The 17,238-nt window shown below is 67.6% G+C and carries 17 protein-coding genes; 13 read left to right on the forward strand and 4 right to left on the reverse strand.

What is annotated here, in order from left to right; translation table 11 throughout:
• Positions 1-24 precede the first annotated feature (24 nt).
• The 5 genes from ACTJJM_RS05855 to ACTJJM_RS05875 all read left to right on the forward strand — a co-directional run bounded on the left by ACTJJM_RS05855 (position 25) and on the right by ACTJJM_RS05875 (position 6,164).
• Positions 25-3,126, forward strand: a complete 3,102-nt coding sequence (locus tag ACTJJM_RS05855) for a response regulator (protein ID WP_440865301.1) — start codon at positions 25-27, stop codon at positions 3,124-3,126.
• A complete protein-coding gene (locus tag ACTJJM_RS05860) occupies positions 3,123-3,947 on the forward strand; it encodes a CheR family methyltransferase (RefSeq protein WP_440865302.1) in 825 nt (274 codons plus the stop codon). The genes ACTJJM_RS05855 and ACTJJM_RS05860 overlap by 4 nt, the downstream gene beginning before the upstream one ends.
• Positions 3,947-4,522, forward strand: a complete 576-nt coding sequence (locus tag ACTJJM_RS05865) for a chemotaxis protein CheB (RefSeq protein ID WP_049449145.1) — start codon at positions 3,947-3,949, stop codon at positions 4,520-4,522. The genes ACTJJM_RS05860 and ACTJJM_RS05865 overlap by 1 nt, the downstream gene beginning before the upstream one ends.
• Entirely contained in the window at positions 4,519-5,652 is a 1,134-nt protein-coding gene (locus tag ACTJJM_RS05870; RefSeq protein ID WP_010482609.1) for a hybrid sensor histidine kinase/response regulator, read from the forward strand. The genes ACTJJM_RS05865 and ACTJJM_RS05870 overlap by 4 nt, the downstream gene beginning before the upstream one ends.
• An 83-nt stretch (positions 5,653-5,735) precedes the next feature.
• Positions 5,736-6,164: a BLUF domain-containing protein gene (locus tag ACTJJM_RS05875; RefSeq protein WP_010482608.1), complete on the forward strand. Its 429-nt coding sequence runs from the start codon at positions 5,736-5,738 to the stop codon at positions 6,162-6,164.
• Positions 6,165-6,167: 3 nt separating this feature from the next.
• On the opposite strand, the gene ACTJJM_RS05880 is transcribed toward ACTJJM_RS05875, so the two are convergent.
• Positions 6,168-6,488 carry an ArsR/SmtB family transcription factor gene (locus ACTJJM_RS05880; protein WP_440865303.1) on the reverse strand — a complete coding sequence of 107 codons (321 nt, stop codon included), beginning with the start codon at positions 6,486-6,488 and terminating at the stop codon, positions 6,168-6,170.
• Between the two features lie 86 nt (positions 6,489-6,574).
• Between ACTJJM_RS05880 and ACTJJM_RS05885 the strand changes: the two genes are divergently transcribed.
• The 3 genes from ACTJJM_RS05885 (at position 6,575) to ACTJJM_RS05895 (ending at position 8,542) form a co-directional block, all read left to right on the forward strand.
• Complete coding sequence (locus ACTJJM_RS05885; protein ID WP_049483264.1) at positions 6,575-7,012, forward strand: YeeE/YedE family protein; 438 nt, start codon at positions 6,575-6,577, stop codon at positions 7,010-7,012.
• Positions 7,009-7,422, forward strand: a complete 414-nt coding sequence (locus tag ACTJJM_RS05890) for a DUF6691 family protein (protein ID WP_440865304.1) — start codon at positions 7,009-7,011, stop codon at positions 7,420-7,422. Before ACTJJM_RS05885 ends, ACTJJM_RS05890 begins: the two co-directional genes overlap by 4 nt.
• Before the next feature lie 67 nt (positions 7,423-7,489).
• Positions 7,490-8,542: a linear amide C-N hydrolase gene (locus tag ACTJJM_RS05895; protein ID WP_019338492.1), complete on the forward strand. Its 1,053-nt coding sequence runs from the start codon at positions 7,490-7,492 to the stop codon at positions 8,540-8,542.
• On the opposite strand, the gene ACTJJM_RS05900 is transcribed toward ACTJJM_RS05895, so the two are convergent.
• Positions 8,539-9,318, reverse strand: coding sequence for a DUF6491 family protein (locus ACTJJM_RS05900; RefSeq protein WP_241874311.1), 780 nt, complete (start codon positions 9,316-9,318; stop codon positions 8,539-8,541). The two genes, ACTJJM_RS05895 and ACTJJM_RS05900, sit on opposite strands and share 4 nt — an antisense overlap.
• 81 nt (positions 9,319-9,399) lie before the next feature.
• Here ACTJJM_RS05900 and ACTJJM_RS05905 point away from each other — a divergent pair, with 81 nt between their 5' ends.
• Together ACTJJM_RS05905 and ACTJJM_RS05910 are read left to right on the forward strand one after the other, a co-directional pair.
• On the forward strand, positions 9,400-10,095 hold the full coding sequence (locus ACTJJM_RS05905) for a helix-turn-helix transcriptional regulator (RefSeq protein WP_010482600.1): 696 nt from the start codon (positions 9,400-9,402) through the stop codon (positions 10,093-10,095).
• Positions 10,096-10,261: 166 nt separating this feature from the next.
• Complete coding sequence (locus ACTJJM_RS05910; protein WP_125437599.1) at positions 10,262-11,212, forward strand: DMT family transporter; 951 nt, start codon at positions 10,262-10,264, stop codon at positions 11,210-11,212.
• A 9-nt stretch (positions 11,213-11,221) separates the two neighbouring features.
• Here the strand turns inward: ACTJJM_RS05910 and ACTJJM_RS05915 are convergent, their stop codons facing one another.
• Positions 11,222-11,542: a hypothetical protein gene (locus ACTJJM_RS05915; protein WP_177178891.1), complete on the reverse strand. Its 321-nt coding sequence runs from the start codon at positions 11,540-11,542 to the stop codon at positions 11,222-11,224.
• Positions 11,543-11,569: 27 nt separating this feature from the next.
• Between ACTJJM_RS05915 and thrA the strand changes: the two genes are divergently transcribed.
• From thrA to thrC, 3 genes are read left to right on the forward strand one after another with little or no spacing between them, the layout of a single operon-like run.
• Positions 11,570-14,074, forward strand: coding sequence for a bifunctional aspartate kinase/homoserine dehydrogenase I (gene thrA / locus ACTJJM_RS05920; protein WP_440865305.1), 2,505 nt, complete (start codon positions 11,570-11,572; stop codon positions 14,072-14,074).
• Positions 14,071-14,985: a homoserine kinase gene (locus ACTJJM_RS05925; RefSeq protein ID WP_043397198.1), complete on the forward strand. Its 915-nt coding sequence runs from the start codon at positions 14,071-14,073 to the stop codon at positions 14,983-14,985. The genes thrA and ACTJJM_RS05925 overlap by 4 nt, the downstream gene beginning before the upstream one ends.
• Before the next feature lie 29 nt (positions 14,986-15,014).
• Positions 15,015-16,304 carry a threonine synthase gene (gene thrC / locus ACTJJM_RS05930; RefSeq protein WP_049483277.1) on the forward strand — a complete coding sequence of 430 codons (1,290 nt, stop codon included), beginning with the start codon at positions 15,015-15,017 and terminating at the stop codon, positions 16,302-16,304.
• A gap of 129 nt (positions 16,305-16,433) precedes the next feature.
• Here the strand turns inward: thrC and ACTJJM_RS05935 are convergent, their stop codons facing one another.
• Entirely contained in the window at positions 16,434-17,186 is a 753-nt protein-coding gene (locus tag ACTJJM_RS05935; RefSeq protein WP_010482595.1) for a Crp/Fnr family transcriptional regulator, read from the reverse strand.
• Positions 17,187-17,238 lie beyond the last annotated feature (52 nt).

Raw genomic sequence — 17,238 nt, forward strand, 5'->3', positions numbered from 1 at the left:
CTTTATTTGCTGGAACCGACCTGCATGCGTCCTGGTGCGACCACGCGTGACCGCTGGATCTGGATGACCTCCGCCGTGCTGCTGGGGGCGACCATCGCCCTGGAGCTGGTGGTTCCACTGGGCTATGCCGTCTGGCTCGCCTATTTCCTGGCGGTGGGCGTCACGGTGTTCCAGCGTAGTGCACGCGCGCCGTTCATCGTGGCTGTGCTCGCCTGCGTCCTGCTGGTCATCGGGTTCAACATCGCCCCGGCCAGCTCGAATTCGGCGTTCTCGCTGGTCAACCGAAGCATCGGCGGCTGTGCGTTCCTGATGATCGCGCTGATCGTTTCCCGCGCGATCCAGGCACGCCGGGATGCAATGCGGGCGTTGTGGCTGCAGGAGGCCGAAAACGCGGTGGCGATGAGCCTACGCGGCGACCTCGGTCCCGAGCAGATCGCCGAGGCCGCGGCAACCAGCCTGGGGGCCCAGCTACAGGCGGATGTCGCCGCCGTCTACCGCCTGGAAGGGGGGCGACTGCAGCTGACCGGTGGCCTGGCATTGCCGTCCGGCATGCCGGCGTCGCTGGCATTGCAGGAGGGCGTGGCCGGGCAGGTGGCGCGGGACGAACGCATCCGCCACCTGCACGGGGGTGACGATTCGGTGCTTGAGCTGCAGACCAGCCTGGGGCGCTTGCCGGTGCGCGAGCGCATCCTGGCGCCGATCAGCAGCGATGGTGCGGTCGTGGGCATCGTTGAACTGGGACGCACCCGCGCCGGCGAACAGGATCGACTCGATGTCGAGCTGCTGGAGCGCTGTGCAGAGACCATCGGCATGGCGCTGCGCGCATCACTGCTGCGTGCACAGTTGGTGGTGCTGCTGGAGGAATCCCAGCGCCAGGGCGAGGAGCTGCAGGCCCAGCAGGAAGAGCTGCGCGTGGCCAATGAGGAACTGGAAGAGCAGAGCCGCAGCCTGCTGCAGTCGCAGAGCCATCTGGAAGAACAGCAGGCCGAGCTGGAACAGAGCAACGTCCAGCTGGAAGAGCGCACCCACGAGCTGGAGGCGCAGAAGCAGGCGCTGCTGGTCGCGCAGAGCCAGCTGGTGCGCAACAGCAACGAACTGGCCGCCACCTCGCGCTACAAGTCCGAGTTCCTGGCCAACATGTCGCATGAACTGCGTACGCCGCTGAACAGCTCGCTGATCCTGGCCAAGCTGCTGGCCGACAACAAGGACGGCACGCTCACCGAAGAACAGGTGAAGTATGCGCGCGCGATCCTGTCGTCCAACAACGACCTGCTGTCGCTGATCAATGACATCCTGGACCTGTCGCGCATCGAGGCCGGCCACGTCGAGCTGGCCGATGAAGTGGTGGTGACGGACAGCGTGCTGCAGCGCCTGCGCGAGACCTTCGAGCCGATGGCGCGGCAGAAGGGCCTGGCCCTGCAGATCGAGGCCGATGCGCTGGCGCCGAGCCAGCTGGTGGTCGACAGCCAGCGCCTGCAGCAGATTCTGAAGAACCTGCTGGCCAATGCGGTGAAGTTCACCGAGCATGGAAAGGTCAGCCTGCACGTGCGTGCGGGCGGCCAGGGCCGCATCCGGTTCGAGGTCTGCGACAGCGGTATCGGCATTGCTCGCGAGCAGTTGCAGGTCATCTTCGAGGCGTTCCGCCAGGCCGATGGCAGCACCCGCCGCCGCTACGGTGGCACCGGCCTGGGGCTGTCGATCTCGCGCGATCTGGCCGAGCGCATGGGCGGCAGCATCCAGGTCGACAGTGAACCGGGCCGCGGCAGCTGCTTCATCCTGGAACTGCCGTTGCAGGGTGCGCCCGCATCGAACGCCACTGACATCTCTGCGGCGCCCGTGGCGGCGCCCGCCACGGCCACTGTGCCGGCGATGCCGGTACCTGCAGCGGCCGCGGTGGCGCCGACCACGACGGTGCCCAGCGTGGCCGATGACCGCGGTCGTCGCCAACGCGCTGGCCGCTTGATCCTGGCCGTTGAGGACGACGCCACGTTCGCCGAAGCACTGGTGGCCCTGGCCCATGAACTGGACTTTGACTGCGTGGTGGCCGGGACCGCCGAAGAGGCGCTGACCCTGGCCAGCGAATTGCGCCCGAACGGCATCCTGCTCGATATCGGCCTGCCGGACGTGTCCGGCCTGAGCGTACTGGAGCGCCTGAAGCGCAACCCCGATACCCGGCATATCCCGGTGCACGTGGTCTCGGCGATGGATCGCAGCCAGGTGGCGCGCGAGCTGGGCGCGATTGGTTTCGCGATCAAGCCGACCACGCGCGAGCGTCTGGTGACGGCCATCGAGCAGCTGGAACAGACCAGCCAACGCGACGTGCGGCGGCTGCTGATCGTCGAGGACGACAGCGAGCTGCGCCGCAACCTGGAACTGTTGCTGGGCCGCGACCAGCTGCAGATCGTCGCGGTGGGCACCTTGGCCGGCGCACTGGAACAGCTCAGCACGGTCACGTTCGACTGCATGGTGATGGACCTGTCGCTGCCCGACGGCAGTGGCTACGACCTGCTCGAGCACATGGCCGGCAACGACGATGTCGGTTTCCCGCCGGTGATCGTCTACACCGGTCGCGCGCTCAGCCGCGAGGAAGAGCAGCGCCTGCGTCGCTATTCCAAGAGCATCATCATCAAGGGCGCACGTTCGCCCGAGCGCCTGCTGGACGAGGTCACCCTGTTCCTGCACAGCGTGGAGGCCAGCCTGCCAACCGACCAGCAGCGCCTGCTGCGCGAGGCGCGCCGTCGCGATACTGTGCTCGACGGTCGGACGGTGCTGCTGGCCGAGGACGACGTGCGCAACATCTTCGCGCTGTCCAGCGTGCTCGAGCCGCTGGGCGTGACGCTGGAGATCGCGCGCAACGGCCAGGAAGCGGTGGATCGCCTGGCCGAGCGCGACGTCGACCTGGTGCTGATGGACATCATGATGCCGGAGAAGGATGGGCTGGCCGCAATGCGCGAGATCCGCGCGCAACGCCACCTGCAGGACCTGCCGATCATCGCGCTGACCGCCAAGGCCATGCCGGACGACCGTGAGCGCTGCCTGCAGGCCGGTGCCAACGACTACATCGCCAAGCCCATCGACGTCGACAAGCTGGTATCGCTGTGCCGGGTCTGGTGCTCGCGGCAATGAACGAGCAGGCCCTGTTCGACCTGGAGCTGAAGGTGCTGCTGGAAGCGTTGTACCAGCGCTACCACTACGATTTCCGCAGTTACGCGGTGTCGTCGCTGCGCCGACGGATCCGCCAGGCCATGCAGCGCTATGAGTGCGGGCGGCTGGCCGATCTGCAGCACCGCCTGCTGCACGAGCCGGACCTGTTCGCGCAGGCGATGCAGTTCTTCACCGTGCAGGTCTCGGAGATGTTCCGTGACCCTGCGTACTTCCGTGAGCTGCGCGAGCAGGTGGTGCCGGTACTGCGCACCTATCCCTCGGTGAAGTTGTGGGTGGCCGGTTGCAGCACCGGCGAGGAAGTGTGGTCGCTGGCGATCCTGCTGCACGAAGAGGGCCTGCTTGATCGCAGCATCGTCTATGCCACCGACATCAATCCGGCCGCGCTGGCCACCGCCGAGGCGGGCGCCTATGGCATCGACCGGATGGCCCAGTTCAGCCGCAACTACCTGGCCGCCGGCGGCACGGCGTCGCTGTCCGACTACTACGCCACCGCCTACGATGGTGCGGTGTTCGACCGCCAGCTGCGTCGCAACGTGGTGTTCGCCGACCACAGCCTGGCTACCGATACCGTGTTCTCCGAAGTGCACCTGGTGTCGTGCCGCAACGTGCTGATCTATTTCAACCGCGATCTGCAGGACCGCGCCGTCGGCCTGTTCCGCGAAGCGCTGGTGCACCGTGGCTTCCTTGGCCTGGGCAGCAAGGAGTCGCTGCAGTTTGGGTGCCACCATGACGCCTTCGATGTCTGTTCGCGCGAGCATCGCCTGTACCGGAAGGTGGCCTGATGGCGTTGCCGGCGCGTCCAGCCGTGCTGGTGATCGGCGCGTCCGCCGGTGGCGTGGCCGCCTTGCAGGCGGTACTTGGTGCACTGCCGGGTACGCTGCCCGTACCGGTACTGGCCGTGCTGCACCTGCCGCGTGACCGTGCCAGCCGCATCGCCGAGGTGCTGGCGCCGTACTGCGCGTTGCCGGTGCGCGAAGCCGAAGACAAGCAGCCGTTGCAGCCGGGCACGGTGACGTTCGCGCCGCCGGATTACCACCTGCTGGTGGAGGACGAGGGATCGGTGGCGTTGTCGGTGGATGCGCCGGTGCTGTTTTCCCGTCCGGCCATCGATCCACTGTTCGACTCCGCTGCTGCAGTGTTCGGCGGGCAGGTATTGGCCCTGCTGCTGACCGGTGCCAGCAGCGATGGCAGTGAAGGCGTGGCTGCGGTGCGCGCCGCCGGTGGCCGTGCCTGGCTGCAATGTCCCGAGGAGGCCGAGGCGTCGATGATGCCGGCTTCCGCCCTGCAGCATGCCGGCGCCGATGCCGTGCTGCCCCTTGAACTGATGTGTCGCCGCCTGAAGGAGTTGTTTGCATGAACCTGTTGCCACCGGACCCTGCGCAGCCGCAGACCCCGGTCAACCTGCTGATCGTCGATGACGTGCCGCAGAACCTGGTAGCCATGCAGGCCCTGCTGCAGCGAGAAGGGGTCAACCTGCTGCTGGCCGGCTCGGGTGCGCAGGCGCTGGAGTTGCTGCTCGAGCACGAGGTGGCATTGGCCCTGCTTGACGTGCACATGCCGGAGATCGATGGCTTCACCCTGGCCGAACTGATGCGCGGTTCGCATCGCAGCCGCGACGTGCCGATCATCTTCCTGACCGCCTCCCCGGATGATCCCCTGCGCGTGTTCAAGGGCTACGAGAGCGGCGCGGTCGATTTCCTGCACAAGCCGGTGGCGCCACAGGTGATCCTGAGCAAGGTCAATGTCTTCATCGAGCTGTACCAGCAGCGGCAGCTGCTGAAGGCGCGCAACGAGGCGCTGGAACGCGCGCTCAAGCTCAACGAAACGATGGCCGCGGTACTGACCCACGACCTGCGCACGCCGCTGTCGGCCATCCTGCTGTGTGCCGACAAGCTGGCGCTGGATCTTCCCGAAGACAACACTGGCGCGCAGCAGACGCTGCAGTACCTGGAGGCCAGCACCCTGCGCATGGCACGCATGGTCGAGCAGTTGCTGGACTTCTCGCGGATCCGCAGCGGTGGCCTGCGCCTGCAGGCCAGTGCCTGCGACCTGGCCGACGTGACCCGCGCGGTGGTGGCTGAGGCGGGCAGTGCGCATGGGGCAGGCCGGATCCATCTGGACATGCACGGTGATACGCGGCTGCAGGGCGATCTGGACCGTCTAGGCCAGGTTGCCGCCAACCTGGTCGGTAATGCGCTGACCCACGGCAGCGAGGCGAGGGTGGAGGTGGACGGGCGCGACCCCCGCAGCGTGCTGTTGCGTGTGAGCAACGCCGGCCGGATCGACGACGCGCTGCTGCCGCGGTTGTTCGAGCCGTTCAAGGCCAGCTTCCACCAGAGCAAGGGCCTGGGGCTGGGTCTGTACATCGTCGATCAGTTCGTGCGCGCGCATGGGGGGCGTATCGCCGCGCGCAACGAGGCCGGGCAGGTGGTCTTCGAAGCCCTGCTGCCAAGGCGCGTCGAGGGGCTGCCTGCAGCAGCAACCTGAATTCTTCAGGAAACGCCCGCGGGTGTTGAGACGGACTCGTCCGCAACTGCTACCGTGGGTGTACATCCTGTCAAGGAAGCACCATGCCACTGCGTGCCATCGCCTATGTCAGCCAGGCGCTGCCGGATCTTTCCGCTGAACGGTTGCGGGCGCTGGTCGACGATGCAGCCCGCTTCAACAAGATGGCGGGCGTGACCGGTGTGCTGCTGCATGACGGCGGGCGATTCCTGCAGTACATCGAGGGGCCGCCGGACGGTATCGATTCGGTCTATGAGCGCATCCTGCAGGCCGGCAGCCATGTCGACATCATCGAGCTGGCGCGCGGCCGCCTCGGCCAGCGCCAGTTTCCGTACTGGTCGATGCGCGCGTTGCCGGTGGAAGAGGCGCTGCTGCGCCAGCTGTCATCCAGCGACTGGTCGGGTTTTACCCGTGCCCTCCAGGGCGATCGTTCCGCGCCGACGCCGGTGGATCTGCTCGACAACGTCGTGCAGCCAGTCCTGCACGCCGGCTGAGCGTCAACGCGAGGTGCCGCCGCAGTAGGCGGCATGCAGCGCCTGCAGCAAGCCCAGTGCGGGCCCTTCAATCACGCGGTAGTGGATCGCCTGCGCTTCGCGCCGGGTCGCGACGATGTCCAGTTCGCGCAGCACCGCCAGATGCTGTGACAGCGCTGATGCGCTGAGTCCGGTCAGTGCCTGCAGTTCCGGCACCGGCGCCTCACCTTCGACCAGGCGGCATAACACACGCAGCCGCGCAGGATGGGCCAGGCTCTTGAGCAGGGCTGCAGCCTGCGAGGCGTGCTCGGCCATGGCGGCGCTGTCGAGCGGGGGGCGGGCCATGGTTGACCTGTGGATTTAGAAAAAGCTAATTTAGAAAAATCTAAATAAAAAGGCAAGCGAATGTACGGTATGGGCGGAGGCAGGTCATGACCCTGCCGTGGGCCGCGGTGGCGGGGGGCGCGTTGATCGGTGCGGCGGCGGTGGTGCTGCTGGCAACCACGGGCCGGGTGGCCGGCATCAGTGGCATCGCTGCTGGCAGTGTGCGTGCCGCGCCAGGTGAGCGAGGTTGGCGTTGGGCGTTCCTGCTCGGCCTGCTGGCTGCTGCAGGGTTGGTGATGTGGTGGCAGGCCGCGCCAGGGCAAGCGCCCCGCGCCCTGCTGCGTGATGCCTTGCCGGCGTGGCAGCTGGTCGGTGCCGGCCTGCTGGTCGGCTTCGGTACGCGGTTGGGCAATGGCTGCACCAGTGGTCACGGGGTCTGCGGCCTGGCCCGCGGCTCAAAGCGGTCGCTGCTGGCGGTGCTGGTGTTCATGGCCTGCGCGATGCTGACCACGTTCCTGATCCGTCACGGCGGAGGCTTGGCATGAGCCGCGCGATGGTGGCCGCCGGTGCGGCAGGCGCGCTTTTCGGCGCAGGCCTGGCGTTGGCCGGCATGACCGATCCGCGCCGCATCCTCGGTTTCCTCGACATCGCCGGCGATTTCGATCCCACCTTGGCCTGGGTGCTGGCCTCTGCACTGCTGGTCAGCGCGGGTGGCCACCGCTGGGTGCTGCGGCGCGCGCGTCCGTCCTGCGCAACGCGCTTCCAGTTGCCCGCTGCGCGCGGTGTCGATCTGTGCCTGGTGCTGGGCGCGGCGTTGTTCGGCATCGGCTGGGGCTGGGCAGGCTATTGCCCGGGCCCTGCCATCGCCGGGCTGGCGGTGGGATCGCGCGAGGCGCTGTGGTTCGTGCCGGCGATGCTTGCAGGTTTCTGGCTGCACGATCGCGCAGTCCGCTGAGGCTTCACCGCTGTGTCACCCTGCATGGGGTCATATCCATGGATCACGGGGAAAGGAGCGCAACGACATGGCACGGATGAAGTGGAAGGAAAAGGCACTGCTTGCGGTCGCATTGGCCGCCGCAGCAGCACCAGCGCTGGCCTGCACGCGTGCGGTGTACCTGGGCGACAACGGCGATGTGATCACCGCGCGCTCGATGGACTGGAAGGTCGATGTGGCGACCAACCTCTACATACTGCCGCGCGGCATTGCCCGCACCGGTCAGGCCGGCCCGAAGTCGTTGGCCTGGACCGCGCGCTACGGTTCGGTGGTGGCCACCGGCTACGACGTGTCGACCACCGATGGCATGAACGAAAAGGGCCTGGTGGCCAACCTGCTGTGGCTGGTCGAGTCGGAGTATCCACAGCAGCGTGGCAACAAACCGGGCCTGGCGATTTCGTTGTGGGCACAGTACGTGCTGGACAACTTCGCTACGGTGGAGGAGGCAGTGGCAGCGCTGAAGCGTGAGCCGTACTCCATCGTCACCGACAAGGTGCCCGGCGAGGATCGGCAGGCAACACTGCATCTTTCACTGTCCGATGCCAGCGGCGACAGCGCCATCGTCGAGTACATCGGCGGTCGCCAGGTGATACACCATGACCGGCGCTATCAGGTGATGACCAACTCGCCGATCTTCGAGCAGCAGCTGGCCCTCAACAGTTACTGGCAGCAGATCGGCGGCACGGTGATGCTGCCGGGTACCAACCGCTCCGCTGACCGCTTCGCGCGCGCCTCGTTCTACATCAACGCCATTCCCAAGGCCGAGGATCCGGTGGTGGCGCTGGCCAGTGTGTTCAGCGTGATCCGCAACACCTCGGTGCCGTACGGCATCACCACGCCGGGCGAGCCGAACATCTCATCCACACGCTGGCGCACCGTGGCTGACCACAAGCGGCGGCTGTACTTCTTCGAATCGGCGCTGACCCCGAACACCTTCTGGGTCGATCTGAACAAGGTCGATTTCGGCGGCAAGGTGCTCAAGCTCGATCTCGGCCCGGACCAGCGCAATACCTTCGCTGGCGATGCACTGGGTCACTTCGTGCCCAGCGCACCGTTCACCTTCCTCGGCGTCGACGGTTAGTTCGACGCCTGGCTGGAGGCCGGGTAGACCGCCTGGATCGCGCAGCTGCCGCGGGTGTACTGCGGCAGCGGGGCGATGCTCTCACTGCGCAGATCGTCTGTCTCGAACTCGGCAGCCATGATCCGATCGCCAGGATTGCCGCAGATCAAGCCATTCTGCAGGCCCGAGTGGAAGCTCAGCTGCGGCGCGCGGTCGAGCTGGCGGCAGTGGCTGCCGAGTTCGACCCGGTAGTAGCGATGGCCACCATTTCGGTGCGGATTGGTCTCCACCAGCATGCCCTGCGGGTCGGAGGACCAGGCGCGCACGTTGCGCGTGGCAAAGCAGTAGGACGGTGAGCCGCCGAAGCTGCGGCGTACCTCCTTGCGTTCGCGGATGGTCACGGCGGGCAGGGTGGCCGTGCGCAGGCGGTCGCTGTCGCGGGCGACACTGGCGTAGTCACGATCCTGCAGCGGGGTGACCGCGCTGATGGTGCATCGGCGGCCGTCGACCACGACGCGTTCGCTGGGGCGGCCGCAGGCCCAGCCGGCGGGGGCTTCCAGTTTCAACGAGGTGGCACCGCGGACGCCGGGGCAATCTTCGTTGAAGTCGATCCGATAGGCCTGGCCGGAGGCGGCGCGCAGTGCGATCGAGCGCGGTGAAGCCTGCTCCACTTCCTGTACGCCGACAGCGTCCATGCAGTGCGGAGCCGGTGGCGTACGCTCCTGTGCGGAGGCCGAAGCTGCGAGCATCAGGCCGAGGCTGGTGGCGAGCACCAGGGACACCTGCTGATGGGTCATGTCCTGCACTCCCTGCGTTGGATGACGGATCGACTATAGCAGCGGTTTGCACGGCCGTTGTTACACGCGCACACTGCACGGATGGGCGCCATCTTCCATCTGCGGCACTACGGGCAGGCCACTGGCCTGGACCGCCATGACTACGCGCAGTGGGTGCTGCCGCTGCAGGGTGAGCTGCAGTTCGAGATGGAGGGGCGCGGCGGTCGGCTGGACCTGCTGCAGGGAGCTTTCGTTGCTGCCGGCGAAGCGCATGACCAGATGGCTGACGGTCCCAATGGGTTCGTGATCGTTGACTGTCCTCCGGGCGTGCTCGATGACGGCACGCAGGAGCATCTGTGCCGGCAGCGCTGGCTGCATCTGCCGCTGGCATTGCGTCGGCGCCTGGCCGAGGTGCAGGCAGGGCAGCCGATGCCGGCGCTGCTGCCGCAGTTGCTGCAGGTATTTGCACCTGCTGGCAGTGGCGCGCGCATGCAGGGCCTGTGTGCGGCGGTGCAGGCCGACCCCGGGCGTGCGTGGCCGGTGGCGCGCATGGCTGCGTTCGTCGGGGTCAGCGAGAGCCGGTTGCACGCGCTGTTCCAGCAGGAGTTCGGGCTCAGCCCGCAAGCCTGGCTCAGTGCGTGCCGGTTGCGCTGGGCCAAGCATCGGTTGCGCACCAGCACGGCGCCGATCAGCGATATCGCGCTGGCCGCAGGCTATTCCGAGCAGAGCGCACTGACCCGTGCGCTGCGCCGCGAGTGTGGCCAGACCCCGGCCGCGTGGCGCAGGAGCGCCGGCTGATCTGTAGAGCCGAGCCCACGCTCGGCTGCCCTTATCTGCACAAGGGCGAATCGCAGCCGAGCATGGGCTCGGCCCTACAGAGGTGACAAGGCAGTAGCCTCGGTCAAGAGCGCCCACCGGCCAGCGCTTACACTGCGCGGCCCGTTCTCTCCCCCGAAGAACCCGAATGCGCAACAACCCGATGGCCCTGGGCATCGCCAATGGCGTTGCCGCCGGCGCACTGTGGGGCGTGGTTTTCCTCGCGCCCGCCGTGCTGCAGTCGTTCAACGCCCTGCAACTGTCGGCCGGTCGCTATCTGGTCTACGGCCTGATCGCCGTAGCCCTGCTGCTGCCGCGATGGAAGCGGCTGGCGCCGCGGCTGGGCCGCGCCGAATGGATCGGCCTGCTGTGGCTGAGCCTGGCCGGGAACCTCGTGTATTTCCTGTTGCTGGCCACGGCGGTGCAGTGGGCCGGTGGCGCGGCGGCGTCCTTGATTGTCGGCCTGATTCCGGTGGTGGTCACCCTGGTTGGCGTGCGCGAGCAGGGGGCGGTGCCGCTGAGGCAGCTGCTGCCGGCGCTGGGCCTGTGCGTGCTCGGCGTGGGACTGGTTGGCTGGGAAGCGCTGATGTCCGAGCACCTGGCAACCCCGTGGCGGCAGCGCCTGATCGGCCTGCTGTGCGCGTTCGGCGCGCTGTTCTCGTGGGCGTTGTACTCGATCGGTAACAGCCGCTGGCTGGCGCGCCGACCGGACCTGTCCAGCCATGACTGGTCGCTGCTGACCGGCGTGACGACTGGCGGCCTGGCCCTGCTGCTGGTGCCGATGGCCTTCATCGGCCACACCGGCAGCCATTCGGCGGCGCAGTGGAGTGGTTTCTGGGCGATCAGCGCCGGTGTGGCAGTGGTGGCCTCGATCCTCGGCAACGCATTCTGGAACCGCGCCAGCCGCCTGCTGCCACTGACCCTGACTGGCCAGATGATCGTGTTCGAGACGCTGTTTGCGTTGCTGTATGCCTTCGCCTGGCAGCAGCGCTGGCCCTCGCTGCTGGAGGCGCTGGCCATCGTGTTCCTGGTGGCCGGCGTGATGCGGTGCGCGCATGCCCACCGCACGCCGCGCGCGATCGCCGAACATGCAGGCTGAATACGCTCGTCAAGCGTGCTGATGCCGACTTTGTCTCAGATGCAACCAAATGCCCGCACGTTGGCCGATGATCGCCGCAATGGTTTTTTGCATCGCAGCACTTGACAGCCGCCCGGCGCGCAGTGTTTTCTGTACGCCATGGTTCTTGATGCCGCCCACGCCAGCCTGATCGCCCCCGCCACCGCGGGCCGTTCGACTGCGCCGGTCGCCACCACCACCATTACCACCACCACCGTCACCACTGCCCTGGTGCGGCCCGTCGTCTTCGTGTAACTCCCGAAAACCACGGCCCCGCACCATACAGGTGGCGGGGAAACTCGACACCTGCATGCGATGGGGCCTCCTGCCGAGGTCTGCATGTCTTCCCACGCCCCCGCTCATCCCGTTGCCCAGGCCGATCTGGCTGCACCGTCCACTGTCGTGCACAAGTTCGGTGGCACCTCGGTGGCTGATGCCGAACGTTACCGCCATGTTGCCGGCCTGCTGCTGGCCCGTCCCGAATCGCTGCAGGTCACTGTCGTCTCGGCGATGAAGGGCGTCACCGACGCCTTGATTGAACTGGCCCGGCTGGCGGCCAAGGGTGATGAAAGCTGGCGTGAAGCGTGGCATGCGCTGCGAGCGCGCCATCGCGGCGCCGCCGTGGCGCTGTTGGGCGAGCAGGTGGGCGAGACGGTCGAATGGATCGACGCCCGCTTTGATCAGCTGGCCGAAGTGCTGGCCGCGCTGGCGGTGATCGGTGAACTGCCGCGCGAGGTCCTGGACCGCGTGCAGGGCCTGGGCGAAGTGTTCTCCGCGCAGCTGCTTGGCACCCACCTGCGGGCGTTGGGCGAAGAGTGTGCGGTGCTCGATGCGCGTGATGTGCTGGTGGTCGGGCACGGTGAACTGGGCGTGGATGTCGACTGGGAAGCCAGTGCCGACCGCCTGGCCAAGTGGCGTCTGCAGCACCCGCAATCGCGCCTGGTTGCCACCGGATTCGTCGCGCGTGATCGCGATGACCGTATCACCACCCTCGGCCGCAACGGCAGCGATTACTCCGGCGCGATCTTCGCCGCGCTGTTCAACGCCGATGAACTGCACATCTGGACCGATGTTGACGGCGTGCTGTCGGCCGACCCGCGGCTGGTGCCTGAAGCCGTGCAGCTGGAATCGCTGAGCTACGACGAAGCCTGCGAACTGGCCTACTTCGGTGCCAAGGTGGTGCATCCGCAGACGATGTCGCCGGCGATCCGCCTGGGCCTGCCGATCTTCATCCGCAACACGTTCCAGCCGGCACATCCGGGTACGCGCATCAGTGCCGAGCGCTCGCCGCGCGGGCCAGTGAAGGGCCTGACCCTGAGCCCCGGTCTGGCTCTGCTGAACCTGGAAGGCACCGGCCTGATCGGTGTACCCGGTACGGCCGAGCGCGTGTTCGCGGCCCTGCGCCAGGCACAGGTGTCGGTGGTGATGATCTCGCAGGGTTCGTCGGAGCATTCGATCTGCTGCGTGGTGCGTGCTGCTGAAGCGGCGCGTGGCCGCGAGGCGCTGCTGCACGCGTTCGCGCACGAGTTGTCGGTCGGTCAGGTGCAGCGCGTGCAGGTCAGTGAGGGCGTCAGCGTACTGGCGGCGGTCGGTGACGGCATGGCCGGCCAGCCCGGTGTGGCCGCACGCCTGTTCGAGGCACTGGGGCGTGCGCAGGTGAACATCCTGGCGATCGCACAGGGCTCGTCCGAACGCAACATCTCGGTGGCGGTGAACAGCGCTGATGCCACCCGTGCGCTGCGCGCGGCGCATGCCGGTTTCTGGCTGTCGCCGCAGACCTTCGCGGTCGGTGTGATCGGGCCGGGCAATGTCGGTGCCGCGCTGCTGGACCAGTTGCTGGCCGCCCGCCCGCAGCTGCTGGCCAAGGCCAATGTCGACCTGCGCCTGCGTGCACTGGCCTCACGCTCGCGCATGCGGTTGGAAGTGGACGGCCTGCACGCCGACTGGCGGGAGGCTCTGCAGGGCGCCGGCGAGTGCAGCGATCTGGATCGCTTCACCGAACACCTGCTGGCCGCGCACCTGCCGCATGCGGTGGTGATCGACTGCAGCGGCAGCGCCGAGGTGGCCGAGCGCTACGAGGGCTGGCTGGCGGCCGGCATCCATGTGGTCACCCCGAACAAGCAGGCCGGGGCCGGGCCGCTGCCGCGCTACCAGCGCATCCGCGCCGCGGCGGCGGCAAGTGGCGCACGCTTCCGCTACGAGGCTACGGTGGGTGCAGGCCTGCCGGTGATCACCACGCTGCGTGACCTGGTTGATACCGGTGATGAAGTGCTGGCGATCGAGGGCATCTTCTCCGGCACGCTGGCCTGGCTGTTCAACCGTTTCGACGGCAGCCAGCCGTTCTCTTTGCTGGTCGCGCAGGCGCGGTCGATGGGCTACACCGAGCCCGACCCGCGCGATGACCTGTCCGGCGTGGACGTGGCACGCAAGCTGGTGATCCTGGCCCGCGAAGCCGGCCACGCACTCAGCCTGGAACAGGTACAGGTGGAAAGCCTGGTGCCGGCGCTACTGCGCGAGGGCAGCGTGGATGACTTCATGGCGCGGCTGGGCGAGTCCGATGCCAGCCTGCTTCAGCGCCTGCAGGACGCGCGGGCGCGTGGCGCGGTGCTGCGCTACGTGGCGCAGCTGGGTGCCGGCGGCGCCTCGGTGGGCCTGCAGGAACTGCCCGCCGATCACGCCTTCGCCAACCTGCGGCTGACCGACAACGTGGTGCAGTTCCGTACCCGCCGTTACTGCGACAATCCGTTGGTGGTACAGGGGCCGGGGGCCGGTCCGGAAGTCACAGCGGCCGGTGTGTTCGCCGACCTGCTGCGGGTGGCCGCCGGCGAAGGAGCGCGCCTGTGATCGCACGTGCGTTCGCGCCTGCCTCGGTGGCCAACGTGGCGGTGGGTTTCGACATTCTTGGTCATGCCATCGCCGGTGTTGGCGATACCGTGAGCGTGCGCCGCATCGATGAACCGGTGGTGCGCATCGATGCGATACGTGGCAGTGCGGTCGAGCTGCCACTGGATGCGGCTGGTAACACCGCAGGTGCTGCGCTGATGTCGCTTCGCGCAGGGCTGGCCCTGGACTTCGGATTCGCGGTGGAGATCGACAAGGGCATTCCGTTCGGCTCCGGCATGGGCGGTTCGGCAGCGTCGTGCGTCGCTGCGCTGGTCGCCGCCAATGCACTGCTGGATGCGCCGCTGACGCGCGAGGCGCTGTATCCATTTGCGCTGGATGGCGAGGCGGTGGCCAGTGGTGGCCGTCACGGTGACAACGTGGGGCCATTGCTGCTGGGCGGGCTTGCACTGTGCACGGCCGACCGCCTGCTGCCGATTCCGGTACCGGCTACCTGGCACAGCCTGCTGGTGCATCCGCACGCGGTACTGGAAACACGCCGCGCACGCCAGGCGCTGCAGGGCAGCTATGCGCTGGGTGAATTCGTGGCACAGAGTGCGAACCTTGCGCTGGTACTCAGTGGCTGCCATCGCAGCGACGCCGCGCTGGTCCGCGCAGGACTGCGTGATGTGCTGGTGGAGCCTCGCCGCGCCGGCCTGATTGCGGGCTTCGAGGCCGCACGCGATGCGGCGCTGTCTGCGCATGCGATGGGCGCGGGCATTTCGGGCGCGGGCCCCAGCGTGTTCGCCTGGTTCGAGGACGCCGACCAGGCCCGCGCCGCTGCCGCACCGGTGCAGGCGGCATTCGCCGCCGCCGGTTTCGACAGCGATGCCTGGGTGTCGCCGCTGGATGCACCGGGAGCCCGCTTGTGCTGAATCCTTCCCCTTTACTGGATACCCAACCCATGCAATTTGTTTCGACCCGCGGCCAGTCCCCGGCCGTCGGCCTCAGTGCGGCGATCGCTGCAGGATTGGCGCCCGATGGTGGGCTGTATGTTCCGCAGGTGCTGCCGGCGCCACGTGAGCTGCAGGCCGGCGCAACGCTGGCCGATACCGCCGCCGATCTGCTGGCACCGTTCTTCGCAGGTGATGCTCTGGAGGCAGCGCTGCCTTCGATCTGCCGCGAGGCGTTCGACTTCCCGGTGCCACTGCGTGCACTCGGCGACGGCGACCATGTGCTGGAGCTGTTCCATGGGCCGACGGCGGCGTTCAAGGATATCGGTGCGCGTTTCCTGGCCGGAACACTTTCGCGGCTGCAGGCCGGCAAGGACCGCGACCTGAGCATTGTTGTCGCCACCTCTGGCGATACCGGTGCTGCAGTGGCGGCGGCGTTCCATCGCCAGCCGGGCGTGCGCGTGGTGGTGCTGTATCCGGATGGCCGCGTGTCACCGCGCCAGGCGCACCAGCTCGGTTGTTTCGGCGACAACATCCAGGCGCTGCGCGTGGCCGGTGCTTTCGACGACTGCCAGGCCATGGTCAAGCAGGCGCTGGCTGACCGCGAACTACAGGCACAGGTGCCGCTGAGCTCGGCCAACAGCATCAGCCTGGGCCGCCTGCTGCCGCAGATGAGTTATTACGCGCATGCGGCACTGACCCATCATGCTGAAACCCGTCGCCGGCTCAACCTGGTGGTGCCGACCGGCAACCTTGGCAACGCAATGGCTGCGGTGCTGGCGCGTGCGCTGGGTGTGCCGATCGGACAGATCGTGCTGGCCACCAATGCCAATGCGGTACTGCCAGCGTACTTCAGCGGCGGCGACTACCAGCCGCAGGCCAGTGTGGCCACCGTGGCCAATGCAATGGACGTAGGGGCGCCAAGCAACTTCGAACGCCTGCGCTGGCTTTACCACGGAGATGATGCCGAGCTGCGCGCTGCGTTCCGTGCGTTCGCGGTGGACGACGTGACCATCCGCGCCACGATTGCCGCAGCGTATGCGAGCCGCGGCGAACTGTTCTGCCCGCACACGGCGACGGCGGTGAAGGTGCTGCAGGATCTGCGCGCGCGTGGTGCCAAGGGTGACTGGGCGGTGGTGGCTACCGCCCATCCGGCCAAGTTCGAGGCTGTGGTCGAACCGTTGATCGGCGAACCCGTGGCCGTGCCGCCTGCATTGGATGCGTTGTTGCAGCGGCCGGCGCACGCCGAACCGTTGGCCGCCGATTACGCGGCGTTGCGTGAGGTGTTGGCTCCCATGTAGAGCCGAGCCATGCTCGGCTGTTGTTCGCGCACGGCGCGATGAGTCGAGCATGGCTCGACTCTACAATGCCCTTCGCGCAACACGGGTAGTGCCGGCCGCTGGCCGGCAACCCCACCAACCGCGATGCGGTCAGATCAACCCTTCACCGGCCAGCGTGCGCAGCCCATCCTCGTCGAGGATCTCCACCACGTTCAGGTGGGGCAGGGCAATCAGCCCCTGCTGGCGCAGCTTGGTGAAGGTGCGGCTGACCGTTTCCATGGTCAGGCCCAGATGGTCGGCGATATCGCCACGGCCCATCGGCAGCGACACGCGCAGGCCGTCGCCGCCCAGCTTGGCCTCGCGCGCGGCCAGGCGCAGCAGGAAATCGGCCAGCTTCTCGGCCGGCTGCAGGCGTGCCAGCGCCAGCGCGGCGTCCTGCGCGGCATCCAGTTCCTGACAGGCGCGCTGCAGCAGCTTGCGCTCCAAGTGCGGGAAACGGCTGCGCAGGGCTTTCATCTGTGGCAGCGCGACGCGGCATACCCGGCTGTCGGCGATGGCCTCGATGTCGTAGCGGTGGTGGTCGCTGCCGCTCAGGCCCAGGTAGTCGCCGGGCAGCACGAAGCCGTTGATCTGGCGGCGGCCGTCGGCCAGGGTGCGCACCAGGCGCAGTGCGCCGGCAGTCAATGTATAGACATGGTCGCGCTCTTCACCGGTGCGGGCCAGCGTGCTGCCCATGCTGACCTGCTGCGAGACGGTGACCTGTTCCAGCGCCTGCACTTCATCGGGCGACAGCGCCGAGCACACCGCAAGGTGGCGAACCGAGCAGTGCAGGCAGTCCAGCGTGGTGCAGGACGGCGAGGCGGGATCGTTGGTGGCGGGCGGAGCGCCGGATGGCCGTGACATGTTGCGGGGGGGCGTATCGCGGGCGGGGAGGGCCTTATGATACTTCAAGCGG

Origin of the sequence: Stenotrophomonas sp. 22692 (assembly GCF_052045015.1) — a bacterium.
GTDB lineage: Bacteria > Pseudomonadota > Gammaproteobacteria > Xanthomonadales > Xanthomonadaceae > Stenotrophomonas > Stenotrophomonas geniculata.